The 13,151-nt window shown below is 60.3% G+C and carries 5 protein-coding genes; 3 read left to right on the top strand and 2 right to left on the bottom strand.

Annotated features, from left to right (window positions below; genetic code table 11):
- Nucleotides 1–25: 25 nt before the first annotated feature.
- A complete protein-coding gene (mltF, locus tag KVG85_RS15405) occupies nucleotides 26–1,486 on the bottom strand; it encodes a membrane-bound lytic murein transglycosylase MltF (protein ID WP_081932530.1) in 1,461 nt (486 codons plus the stop codon).
- Nucleotides 1,487–1,771: 285 nt separating this feature from the next.
- Here mltF and purL point away from each other — a divergent pair, with 285 nt between their 5' ends.
- The 3 genes from purL (at nucleotide 1,772) to KVG85_RS15390 (ending at nucleotide 7,345) form a co-directional block, all read left to right on the top strand.
- Nucleotides 1,772–5,668, top strand: a complete 3,897-nt coding sequence (gene purL / locus KVG85_RS15400) for a phosphoribosylformylglycinamidine synthase (RefSeq protein ID WP_217864275.1) — start codon at nucleotides 1,772–1,774, stop codon at nucleotides 5,666–5,668.
- A gap of 5 nt (nucleotides 5,669–5,673) precedes the next feature.
- The gene (locus KVG85_RS15395) at nucleotides 5,674–5,985 is read left to right on the top strand and encodes a YqfO family protein (RefSeq protein ID WP_217864274.1); all 312 of its coding nucleotides are present in this window, start codon (nucleotides 5,674–5,676) and stop codon (nucleotides 5,983–5,985) included.
- A gap of 1,000 nt (nucleotides 5,986–6,985) precedes the next feature.
- The gene (locus tag KVG85_RS15390) at nucleotides 6,986–7,345 is read left to right on the top strand and encodes a DUF6124 family protein (RefSeq protein ID WP_217864273.1); all 360 of its coding nucleotides are present in this window, start codon (nucleotides 6,986–6,988) and stop codon (nucleotides 7,343–7,345) included.
- Between the two features lie 57 nt (nucleotides 7,346–7,402).
- Here the strand turns inward: KVG85_RS15390 and KVG85_RS15385 are convergent, their stop codons facing one another.
- Nucleotides 7,403–13,126, bottom strand: coding sequence for a membrane-targeted effector domain-containing toxin (locus KVG85_RS15385; RefSeq protein WP_217864272.1), 5,724 nt, complete (start codon nucleotides 13,124–13,126; stop codon nucleotides 7,403–7,405).
- Nucleotides 13,127–13,151: the final 25 nt, after the last annotated feature.

Below are 13,151 nucleotides of genomic sequence, written 5' to 3'. Positions count from 1 at the left end.
CCCACAGTTGGATTTGAGGTGTGGGTTAAAGCGGGGCGGGCTCTTGCGCCGGTTTCGACTTGTCGATCGCTGGCACATGCAGGTTGCCTTCGGCCACCTGATCGCCCTCAAGCTGCGGCTGGGTCACCCAGGTCAGGATGTCGTAGTAGCGCCGGATGTTCGCCACGAAATGCACTGGCTCGCCACCACGGGCGTAACCGTAGCGGGTCTTGCTGTACCACTGCTTCTGCGAGAGGCGCGGCAGGATCTTTTTCACGTCCAGCCACTTGTCCGGGTTCAAGCCTTCCTTCGCCGCCAGTTTGCGCGCGTCATCCAGATGGCCGCTGCCGACGTTGTACGCCGCTAGGGCGAACCAGGTGCGATCCGGTTCCTGGATCGAGTCGTCGAGCTGATCTTTCATATAAGCCAGGTACTTGGCGCCGCCCATGATGCTCTGCTTGGGATCGAGGCGGTTCGATACGCCCATCGCCTGCGCGGTGTTCTGGGTCAGCATCATCAAGCCGCGTACGCCGGTTTTCGAGGTCACCGTCGGCTGCCACAGCGATTCCTGATAACCGATGGCGGCCAGCAGGCGCCAGTCGACTTTCTCTTTCTTCGCGTAGTTCTTGAAGTGCTGTTCGTATTTCGGCAGGCGCTGCTGCAAGTGCTGGGCGAAGGTGGTGGCGCCCATGTAGCCAAGCACATCGACATGGCCGTAATAGCGGTCCTTCAGGCGTTGCAGGGTGCCGTTCTTCTGCACCTTGTCCAGATAGGCGTTGATTTCATTGAGCAGGCTGTTGTCTTCGCCCGGGCCGACCGCCCAGCTCTGACTGCGCGCGTCGCCGAGGTCGAAGGCCACGCGGATGTTGGTGAAGTACACCTGATTCATCGCCACTTCGTTGGAGTCGACCAGTGTCAGGTCGATCTGGCCTTCATCGACCATGCGCAGCAGATCGACCACTTCAACCGCGTCGGATTCTTCGTATTCGATACCGGGATATTTCTGTTTCAGCGCGGCCAGTTGCTCGGCGTGGGTGCTGCCCTTGAGCACGGTGATCTTCTTGCCGACCAGATCCGCCGGATCGGTGGGGCGCGACTGGCCGTTGCGGTAGATGATCTGCGGGGTAACTTCGAGGTAGGAGTGGGAGAACCGCACCTGCTTCTTGCGTTCATCGCTGCTGACCAGACCGGCGGCCGCGAGTACCGGGCCGTTCGGCTTGCCGACCTGGTTGAACAGGTCATCGAGGTTGTCGGCCGTCTCGATCTTCAATTCGACGCCCAAATCGTCGGCGAAGCGCTTCACCAGCTCGTATTCGAAGCCGGTTTCACCGCTGCGATCCTGAAAGTAGGTGGCGGGGCTGTTGCGGGTAACCACGCGCAGCACACCGTCCTCCTTTACGCGCTCGAGTGTGTTGGGTTTATCAACACAGCCACCGAGCATCAGGAAGAGTCCGGTTGCGATCAGCCATTTGGCGTATCGCGGACGCAAAGCCGTTGGGAAAAACATCTGCGCAGTATACGCAAACGGCCACGGGCGCCATATCTCGACAGCGTAGGACTAGTCTGCTAGCGATCACAAAATCGAACGAAATCCCTTGAATACGGGCCTTCAGGGCATTTTGTTACAGTAAAAATAAGCCATGCTGAAACGCTCGATTTACCTGACCCCGAAGGCAGAAACACAGATTGCTACCCGAGTGCAACCGTGCGTAGCGTTTCGGGTGATGTTGAGGTCGGTTTAGGCTAGAATGCACGGCCTCAAAGCACACCCCTTCCCGAGGCTGTCCCGAAGATGTTGATCCTGCGCGGCGCTCCTGCCCTTTCTGCCTTTCGCCACAGCAAACTCCTTGAGCAACTGAGCCAGAAGGTTCCAGCTGTCAGTGGCCTGTATGCTGAATTCGCTCACTTCGCCGAAGTCACCGGCGTCCTGACCGGCGACGAACAGCAGGTGCTAGCGCGCCTTCTGAAGTACGGCCCAAGTGTTCCGGTTCAAGAGCCGACCGGTCGTCTGTTTCTGGTGTTGCCGCGTTTCGGCACCATCTCGCCGTGGTCGAGCAAGGCCAGCGACATCGCCCGCAACTGCGGCCTGAGCAAGATCCAGCGCCTGGAACGCGGTATCGCTTTCTATGTTGCAGGGCAGTTCAGCGAAGCCGAAGCCCAGATGATTTCGGACGCGCTGCATGACCGCATGACCCAGATCGTGCTGGCCAACCTCGAGCAGGCCGCCGGTCTGTTCAGCCATGCCGAGCCGAAGCCGCTGACCGCCATCGACATCCTCGGTGGCGGCCGCGCCGCGCTGGAAAAGGCCAACACCGAGCTGGGCCTGGCCCTGGCCGAAGACGAGATCGATTATCTGGTCAACGCCTTCAATGGCCTGAAGCGCAACCCGCACGACATCGAACTGATGATGTTCGCCCAGGCCAACTCCGAGCACTGCCGCCACAAGATCTTCAACGCCAGTTGGGACATTGACGGCCAGAGCCAGGAAAAAAGCCTGTTCGGCATGATCAAGAACACCTATCAGATGCACAGCGAAGGCGTGCTGTCCGCTTACAAGGACAACGCTTCGGTGATCGTCGGCAACGTTGCCGGCCGCTTCTTCCCGAACCCTGAAACCCGCCAGTACGGCGCGGTGCAGGAGCCGGTGCACATTCTGATGAAGGTTGAAACCCACAACCACCCGACCGCGATTGCGCCGTTCCCGGGCGCATCCACCGGTTCCGGTGGCGAGATCCGTGACGAAGGTGCAACCGGCCGTGGCGCCAAGCCAAAGGCCGGCCTGACCGGTTTCACCGTGTCGAACCTGCAGATCCCGGGCTTCGAACAGCCGTGGGAAGTGCCGTACGGCAAGCCTGAGCGCATCGTCACCGCGCTGGACATCATGATCGAAGGCCCGCTCGGCGGCGCCGCGTTCAACAACGAATTCGGTCGTCCGGCGCTGACTGGCTACTTCCGTACCTTCGAACAGTCGATCAGCACCCCGCACGGCGACGAAGTGCGTGGCTACCACAAGCCGATCATGCTCGCTGGCGGCATGGGCAACATCCGCGAAGAACACGTCAAGAAAGGCGAGATCGTCGTCGGTTCCAAGCTGATCGTGCTCGGCGGCCCGGCGATGTTGATCGGTCTGGGCGGCGGCGCGGCTTCGTCGATGGCTACCGGCACCAGCTCGGCGGATCTGGATTTTGCTTCCGTGCAGCGTGAAAACCCTGAAATGGAGCGTCGTTGCCAGGAAGTCATCGACCGTTGCTGGCAGCTCGGCGACAAGAACCCGATCAGCTTCATCCACGACGTCGGCGCGGGCGGTCTGTCCAACGCCTTTCCGGAACTGGTCAACGACGGCGATCGCGGTGGTCGTTTCGAACTGCGCAACATCCCGAATGACGAGCCGGGCATGGCCCCGCACGAAATCTGGTCGAACGAATCCCAGGAACGTTACGTGCTGGCGGTCGGCCCGGAAGATTTCGAGCGCTTCCAGGCGATCTGCGAACGCGAGCGTTGCCCGTTTGCCGTAGTCGGTGAGGCCACCGCCGAACCGCAGCTTACTGTCACGGATAGCCACTTCGGCAACAACCCGGTGGACATGCCGCTGGAAGTGTTGCTGGGCAAGGCGCCGCGCATGCACCGTTCGGTGGTTCGCGAAGCCGAGCTGGGCGATGACTTCGATCCGTCGAACCTCGACATCAGCGAGTCCATCGAACGCGTTCTGCATCACCCGGCCGTAGCCAGCAAAAGCTTCCTGATCACCATCGGCGACCGCACCATCACCGGCCTTGTCGCCCGTGACCAGATGGTCGGCCCATGGCAAGTGCCGGTGGCTGACGTTGCCGTCACCGCCACCAGTTTCGACGTCTACACCGGTGAAGCGATGGCGATGGGCGAGCGTACCCCGCTGGCTCTGCTGGACGCGCCGGCATCGGGCCGCATGGCCATCGGCGAAACCATCACCAACATTGCCGCCTCGCGGATCAACAAGCTCTCCGACATCAAACTGTCGGCGAACTGGATGTCGGCGGCCGGTCACCCGGGCGAAGACGCGCGTTTGTATGACACCGTGAAAGCGGTCGGCATGGAGCTGTGCCCTGAGCTGGGTATCACCATTCCGGTGGGCAAGGACTCGATGTCCATGGCCACGCGCTGGAATGACAACGGCGAAGACAAGACCGTCACCTCGCCGATGTCGCTGATCGTTACCGGTTTCGCGCCAGTGGCTGACATCCGTAAGACCCTGACCCCGGAACTGCGCATGGACAAGGGCACCACCGACCTGATCCTGATCGACCTCGGTCGCGGGCAGAACCGCATGGGTGCATCGATCCTCGCGCAAGTCCACGGCAAGCTCGGCCAGCATGCGCCGGACGTCGATGACGCCGAAGACCTGAAGGCCTTCTTCGCGGTGATCCAGGGCCTCAACGCCGACGGTCATCTGCTGGCTTACCACGACCGTTCCGACGGTGGTCTGCTGACTTCCGTGGTGGAAATGGCCTTCGCCGGTCACTGCGGTCTGAGCCTGAACCTGGACAGCGTTGCCGAATCCGCTTCGGAAATCGCCGCGATCCTGTTCAACGAAGAACTCGGTGCGGTGATCCAGGTTCGCCAGGACGCCACCCCGGACATCCTCGCGCAATTCAGCGCCGCCGGTCTGGGCGACTGCGTGTCGGTGATCGGTCAGCCGATCAACAATGGCCAGATCAACATCACCTTCAACGGTGACACCGTGTTCGAAGGCCAGCGTCGTCTGCTCCAGCGTCAGTGGGCCGAGACCAGCTACCAGATCCAGCGTCTGCGCGACAACGCCGACTGCGCCGAGCAGGAATTCGACGCGCTGCTGGAAGAAGACAACCCGGGCCTGAGCGTCAAGCTCAGCTACGAGGTCAATCAGGACATCGCCGCGCCTTACATCAAGAAAGGCATCCGCCCACAGGTTGCCGTGCTGCGTGAGCAGGGCGTCAACGGTCAGGTGGAAATGGCCGCCGCGTTCGACCGCGCCGGTTTCAGCGCGATCGACGTGCACATGAGCGACATCCTCGCCGGTCGTGTCGACCTCAACGAGTTCAAAGGCCTGGTGGCCTGCGGTGGTTTCTCCTACGGCGACGTGCTCGGCGCCGGTGAGGGCTGGGCCAAATCGGCGCTGTTCAACAGCCGCGCCCGCGATGCGTTCCAGGGCTTTTTCGAACGTAACGACAGCTTCACGCTGGGCGTGTGCAACGGTTGCCAGATGATGTCCAACCTGCACGAGCTGATCCCGGGCAGCGAGTTCTGGCCGCACTTTGTGCGCAACCGCTCCGAGCAGTTCGAAGCGCGGGTGGCGATGGTGCAGATCCAGGAATCGAACTCGATCTTCCTGCAGGGCATGGCCGGTTCGCGTATGCCGATCGCTATCGCCCACGGTGAAGGTCATGCCGAGTTCGCCAGCGAAGAGGCGCTGCTGGAAGCCGATCTGTCCGGTTGCGTGGCGATGCGTTTTGTCGACAACCACGGCAAGGTCACTGAAGCCTACCCGGCCAACCCGAACGGTTCGCCGCGCGGGATCACCGGCCTCACCAGCCGTGACGGTCGCGTGACGATCATGATGCCGCACCCGGAGCGTGTGTTCCGTGCGGTGCAGAACTCGTGGCGTTCGGAAGACTGGAACGAAGACGCACCGTGGATGCGCATGTTCCGTAATGCTCGCGTGTGGGTTAACTGATCGTCGTGTACAAGATGGCGTTTTTTGTTCCTGACAGTCATGTCGAAGTGGTCAAAGGGGCTGTGTTCGCTGCCGGTGGTGGGCGGATCGGTGACTATGACCACTGTGCGTGGCAGGTGCTCGGCCTGGGCCAGTTTCGACCGTTGGACGGCAGTCAGCCGTTTATTGGTCAGGCGGGGCAGGTCGAGCGGGTTGAGGAATGGAAGGTTGAGCTTGTCGTTGCGGATGAGTTGATTGTGGCTGTTGTGGCGGCGTTGAAGCTTAGTCATCCGTATGAGACGCCGGCTTATGAGGTGTGGCGGCTAGAGGATTTCTGATCTTCTTTGCTGCTTGAACGGGAGACCCGCAGATGAGTGATTGTCTGCGGGTTTTTTGTTGCCGCTGATTTTTGGGCGGGCGCATTTTCACTGTGGGAGCGAGCCTGCTCGCGAAGGCGCCCTTACAGGCGAGCATTCTGGCTGATTGGGTGAATATCCGTTGCTTCGGGTGCTGCGGCTGGCGGTTTCGCCCTTACGGCGACTCACTTTTTTTACAAACGCCTAAAAAAAGTAAGCAAAAAAACGCTTGCTCCTACGTTCGGCCCTCGCAGGCTCGGGTTCCTTCGCTCCGGGACTGATCCGGGCGCAGCGGCTACGGTTTGCTTCGCTGCACCTCCTTCCGCTGTGTCTGGCTGCGCCAGACGGTCGCTGCGCTCCCACGCCCGGATCAATCCCTCCACTCAGCCTTCCGACGTCGCCGGAGGATAAAGATCAAGAGCAGGCGAGCTGACACTCGGCCTATTGAGTGGTGAAAAGCGTGTGTGTCCGGCTTTTGATTTGTGTTGTTGCTGCCCCTCACCCCAGCCCTCTCCCGAGGGAGAGGGGGCCGATTTTGTGTGGTTTGCAAATCCTGAGTTCAACTCGGACTTTCACGTCGGCGTACCTCGCCTGAACAACTCGGTCAGTCCCCTCTCCCTCTGGGAGAGGGCTAGGGTGAGGGTGGCGATCTGGAGTGTGTTTAAAGCAGTGTCTGAGTTCGCAGAACCTTCCCACAAGGTTTTCAGGTTGTCCGTCGGACGTGCGATCTCTAGTCTTTTCCCGTCGCTGCGAATCAGCGATCGGGAGTGAGATCCCCGGATAGCTTGCAACTGGCGCCAGCACCACGATAATTGGCGCCAGCTCAATCTGCTGCCTGCTTTATGGCGGCTGTGTGCGGGCAGACTTCGGTCTGGCCGGTTGCCTGCTCCGGTGGATCTCACCTCGCACATAGCTGCCACCTATTCGCCGCGTGAGATCCGGCGATCGATGGCTGCCCATCAGCATCAGCAGGAGAAGCATTGTGGATAAAATCGTTCCCGATCCACCATACGAACCCACCCCCCTCGAACAAACCATCCGCGCCGACGACCTCGCGAAAAACCGCGAGGCGATCAAGCGCGCTCTGGATTTTTACCTGTGCCCCGAGCCGAGCAAACCGCACCCTCCCAGCACCATGTTTGTGATCCAGCCCGAGATCGACACCGAAACCCTGCTCGCCCACGCCTGTGAATCCCTCGCTTCAGCCAACACCCTGGCCAGTGATTTCGCCGATCAGTTGGGGCGACGGCAGCGCAATACCGCGCTGGCGATTCAGCAGATCATCATGCTTGCCGAGCTGGCGGTGAACCGTGCGCTGGATCGGGTTGATCCACAAGCATGAAAAAACCACTGGGCCGTCAAGCCCAGTGGTTTTCCACAACGTGCAATCGCCCGGGCGTCACGTCACCTGTGTCAGGTTCACGTCTGTGACGAGCATGTCGATCAACGTCCGCAGGTAAATGAAGGTCTGATCTTTTTTCTCCCAGCGATCAATGAAGAACAGACCCTTGTCATTGATCTGAATCGGGGTCACAACGATCTCGCCGGACCTGGATCTATGCACCACGCTGGCGTTGCGGGTGTCTGCGTTTTCGATCAGGAAATGGCCGTGTCGGGTCAGTCTGCTGCGACTGACAGAAGGCGGCGCAGCAGGCTTTTTCGTGCCGGGGACGGCCACCTCCATTACAAAGTCGCTGCTCAAGGCCCTTAGGTTGACCTCGCGCTTGTCGCTGATAAATTCCCATGTCCCACGGTGAATGTCCCTGGCCAGTTCAGGGGCGGTGTCACGCACGTGCAGGCTGACGGCTGAAAGCGTATCGGCCAGACCTGGCACACCGAGGTTGTAATTGGTATGCGTATTTCCGATGAAGGCCACCCATTTATGCGGCCCGTTGGCCAGTTGATCAGCCTCGATCACTTGGGTTGCAAAATAGCTGAACATCTCGTTTCGGGAGACTTTTTCGTCATTCAAACCCTTGAGACGGTAAGAGGCCGTGCAATCGAGCGCCCTGATGCGGATGTTGTACTTGGCCGCCGCCTGATAGACCGCCGTGTACGTATCGCTCCCTGTGTAAGTCGGCATCTGCCCTTGATCCTCCCGCTGCAGATAGGCCTTCAGCCTGTCCGGCATACGCTGGGTCCGCAGAAAAGTATCGAGATCAGCCTGGTGCAAATCAGTGAACAGGTGCTCAACATACAATGTGTCATACCCGGCTTGCTTGAGCGCTTTCATGTGTTTTTTCAGCAGTGCTTTGCTCGATACGTCTGTATGGGCTTCGCCGATCAGCAGATTCAGACGTCTGTCGGTCAATTGCTGCAAAAAAGCTTCGAACGTGCAGTCGGAAGTGATCGCTGGCAGGATCGGTGCATCGGGAGGGACGTAGTCGGTGAAAGCGTCTCTGGCGGCTTTTTCCAGGCGGTTGCGCTGGGCAATGAAAGCCTCGTGGGCCGTTCTTTCACTGGTTAATGTCGGGGTGTAACTCGAGTGCATGGAGTTGGGATGATGCAACATTGCAGCAATATCGTCGCGCAGCGGCAAAGCAATATCGAATTCACTGAAGTGATCAACAGCGGCAGCTGCGGCGGGCGGCCTGGAGACGGTTAGAGGTGCCTTGTAGGTACTCGGCATCTGTACGAGGTAATCACCTTGCGCTGTCGCGTCTCCCGCGATGGCACCGGGCGCATCCCTGCTGATGCGTGCGGCTTGATACAAGTCGATGTCTTCAATCCGCACGGCAACGGCCTCGTGCAGGTCGGCCAGGCCCGGAGTGTTGTCGAACGTGGTCATGCGCGACTGCTCGGTCAGGGCAATCCAGCGCTCTTCGCCGATCCCGGCCATATCGCTGGCAAGCGCCTTGTGCGAATAGAAGTTTCTGATGCGATTGTTTCGCGGCGTCAAAGGCGAAACTTCGGACATCACCATGATCCCTTCGAGTTGATAACAGGTCGAGCCGTCCAGCGCATGGAGGCTCATGCCTTTTTCCCGGGCCTTGCGCACCAGCGCCAGGTAAGAGAACGGCGCGTCTGGCTCATGCCCCAAGGCTTTGTCGAGTGCCTTCAGGTGTTTCTTGATGTGGTACCAGGATTGGCCCTTGTTGAATTTTTCCAGTTTGAGATGAAAGACGTCGCCCGGCAGGTATTCGAGGAAGAGGTGCTTGTAGCCGTTCTTGATCAGAAAATCGAGGTTTTCGATCAATGCCTGTTTGCTGGCGATGGAGCCGGGCTGTGCACCGATGACCAGATTCCTGGCGGCGCATGCATCGCTGGCGATCAACTGTGCGAATGAGGTATTGGCGGCAACCGCCGGCACTTCGGCACGGGCGGGCAGCGGTGCGAGTTGGGCAAAATGGCGCGTGGCGTCTGTGGTGAGTTTTTCCACCTGCTGCAGATAGGCATGGCGCATGTTGGCCATTTTGTCGACCACGTTGACCAGGATGACCTGGGGTGAGAAGCCCATGTAATGCTCGCCCTCCTGGAGCATTCGCCGTCGTGACTGCGGATCGAGCAACGCTTCGACGCGCTCCCGGTACTTGATCGCGACTCCGTAGTCGTTATGCGGGCCGGGTGTATCGGGCACAGCTTCGTATTTCGGTGCACCACCGGACAGGCCGCTGCGCACCATCACCCCGTCGGAATTGCGTACGGTCAGAATGCCGGTCGAAAGCAGTCCGGAGCCATTCGGATCCGGGCGGTAGAGCAAATGACGGCCGAGTGCGTCCGGGGCAGTGCTCGCGAAATACGACTGCCCTCTGAAAACAACGGCATGCATATCGTCCCGGACCGGTTCGGTCGCCATCTGGTCGATCAATGGCAGAGCATCCTGTTGCTCGTCGCCAACAGTGGCGGCAGCCCGACGCAACGGGCGCCGGGCGGGCTTGAGTGAACGCAGCGCTGGACGCAGATCCGTCAGTACCGCGCCGGCACTGTTGAACAGATAACCGAGCAAGTGCCGGAACGCTTCGTTGTTATTACCCTGACGATAGGCATGCAGGGCGAGCATCGCGTCCTTGAAAGCCAGCAACAGGCCGGTGCTCAGGCTCAACAGCGGGAACGGCGCGGTGGCGATGGCGGCGACCCATTCAACGCTCGTCCAGATCAGGCCGGCGATCATTTCGGCACGACTGGTGGTCGTGGCATGGACGTTGTCGATCCGCCGTTGCAACTTCATGTCGTAGAGCGCGGTACGCAGGTCGCTGACGGCGTCGGCCGGGCGCATCGAGTCATAACGGGCGGGGCTGGGGGTGGTCTTGTTGAGGTCTTTGGGCAGTTCCTTGCGGATGTTTTCCAGATGCGTGCGAACCCGGGTCTGGGCGCTGACACCCACCCGCTGGATCAGGTACTCGATCATGCCGGACTGCAGCAGCAGGTAATTGAACAGGCGCGCTTCGCGAAAACGCACGCCGTCCGGTGCGTCCGGCGTATACAGCAGAACCGGATTACTGCCATGGCTGAACAACCAGGCATCGATCACCCATTCGCCGTCGATCATCAACCGGTGGATCGGGTATTTCGTCCGCGTCTGCCCCGACGTTTGATCCATGCTGCTGATGCTTTGCTGGAGCCATTGCAGGTCGCTGCTGGCGATATGTCCTTGCAGCTGGCATTCCAGCGCGGCGCTTTGCATCTGGCGCTGAGTGATGGCCAGTGTCGCGTTGCGGCGGAACGCGTAGCCTTCGCTTTTCGAATCCTGCAGCTCGGTTTTGACTTTGTCGGTATAGCGTTTGCCGATCCATACACCCGTAACCGAGCGGGCTACGTTCTGCGCGGTCAGGCTACTGATATCGACGCCTTGCGGACCTTTGAAGCGCGCCGAGCGTGAGAATTTCTGGTCGAGAAAACCGACGCCGTCGGCATAGCCGTCGCGATACAGCCGGGTATAGGTCAGCGGTTTCGGCGTCCATGAGGGCACGATCGACTTCGGCGAATAAGCCCAGACGGTATCGGGATCGACGTCATTGGCAGGACGCTTGAGCAAGCGGTTCAGGCTGATCTTCGCTTGCGCGTGCACGTAATCGTCAAACGCCTGAAAGCGCCCGCCGGACAGCGGATGCTGATTGAACGCGCGCAAAGCGCCCTCGGCGTCGTCGCTCAGGGTCGACAGTTTTCGGCGATTGACCGCAGTGGTCGAGCGATACCACACCGGGGTGCTGAAGTCGTAGTCGTCGATGCGTGTGGCGAGCATGTGTTCAGCCATCGCTTTGAGGCAATCGAGATGGTTGCCCAGGTGGTCGAGCGTGACTTTCTGGTGCTCTGCGGCTTCCGGCTTGAAGCTCAGCCCCGACAATACCTTGCGCAGGGTCGAACGAAAGCGCATCGGTGCGCGACTGATCAGATAGCCGGCCATGCTCTCGGCGGCGTCATTATGCTTGGCCCAACCCAAGAGATGGGTCTGCAATTGGCGCTCGCTGTCGAAAGCTTCGAACTGCCGTTCGCGGGGCGCCTGCGGCGTGCAGAGCAGCAGGCGGCGGACCGCACCGGATTCGTCGGTCTGACGCAGCACCCACAGATCCTGCAGCTGGGCACCGTGCAAAGACAGGGTGGCTGCGCGCAGCTGTGGATCGCTGCCGCTGCGCAGGCGCTGGAGCATTTGCAGATCGCCGTCGAGCAGGTGGCCTTGCAGCGCTGCGGCATGGGCGAGCGCGACGATGCGCTGATCGAGCATCTGCTCGATCGCAGGCTTGATCGCGGATCTCGCCTGCATCTGTGTTTGCAAACGTGCGAAGTCGACGCGCGGTTGCAGCTCCACTGCCTGCTTGATCACCCAGGCGGGCGTCACGTCCGCATACTCCTCGGATAACGGCAGGTCGTTGTAAGTCAACCGGGTATGGCTGAGAAACGCCGAGCCCGGCAACTCATCGCCGGTGTGCGGGCCGCGCAAGGTCAGCTCGAGCAGATTGCTCTTGTGCACATAGGCGCCGTAGCCGGGGACCTGCCGATTTGTAGTGATCTGCAGCTTGTCCGGTTCCAGGTCGTCGATTTGCAGATCATCACTCAGCCGTTCCAGCCATTGGTGGCGTGCCACGGCCATCAGGCTGACCGCCGGGCCCATCAGGTCAAGCAGGTTTTGCCGGGCCTGATTGTAGTTGCCCAGGTGCAAGGCCAGTTCGGCCCGCTTGGCGGCGTCGGCGCTGCGGTACCAGTCCGGGGCGCTGTTGCGCAAATGCCGCTCGAACAGGGTTTGTGCCTGAAGGGCCAGACGCGGAGTGAGATCCGGCAGCGCAGCGCCGATAGCGCGTTCCAGCTCGGCGATCAAGCGAGCGGGATCCTGCTGCGGGTTAGCGGCGAAACTCAGTGCATGTTCGATATCCAGGGTGCGTTTTTCGATCAAGGCATCGTAGATGTGTTCGAACAGCGGTTGGCTGTCGATGGGCGCCAGCTGCAATGGCCAGATTCCTGCTGTACCGACCTCGTGGTAGCGGCTGGGCAGCAGTTGCATCAACTCGCCACGGCTGATGCTGTGCTGCATGGTCTTGAGCAGATGGGCATCGAGATCAGCCAGCGAATTGAACAGCTCCAGGCCCCTGGCGGGTGTGAACAAAACGATGAAACCCGCGCTCTGGTCGGTCAGCAGATCGCTGACTTTCGGGGTGTCGTTTTGCGTAACAACAAAGGCCCCGGCGAGCTCGACAGTGGTTTGCTGATAAGTGAACTGCAACGCATACATGGCCGGGCGCAACAGCGGGCCGAGCGCCAGTTTCTGCATCAGCTCACCAGCCTGCGGATGCAGCAGGCGATCGGCGACGGCCTGTTTCGCCTCGTGCTCAAGCGCAGTGAAGCCGGCGTCGTATTTGAGGAAGGTTTTTGCTGCTTTTCCGTCGATCTGGTCACGCAGATCCATGTTGATCAGTTGCGTGCTGAGGCGCACCTTCAGCGTGGCGATCAGTTGCTTGCCAGCCTCGCTTTGCAGGTCGCTGGTTGCCAGCGCCTGATAGAGCGTGCGGCTGCGTTGCAGGTAGCTGTCGCGATAGGTTTTCAGCTGCTCTTCGAGGCGTTTGAGATGAGCCTGCTCGGTGCTCGGTTTGTGCTCGGGCAACAGCGGGGTTTCGATGTTGAAGAGGAGACGGCCGATCTGGTTGAGATCGTTTTTGATCTCATCGGGTGTGGGTGCGTTGGGGGTGCTCATAGGCACGATTTCCATGCTGGGGATG

Origin of the sequence: Pseudomonas triticicola, from assembly GCF_019145375.1 — a bacterium.
Taxonomy (GTDB): Bacteria; Pseudomonadota; Gammaproteobacteria; order Pseudomonadales; family Pseudomonadaceae; genus Aquipseudomonas; species Aquipseudomonas triticicola.
Note: the sequence above shows the minus strand (reverse complement) of the source record. Positions and strands in the feature narration are given on the sequence as shown.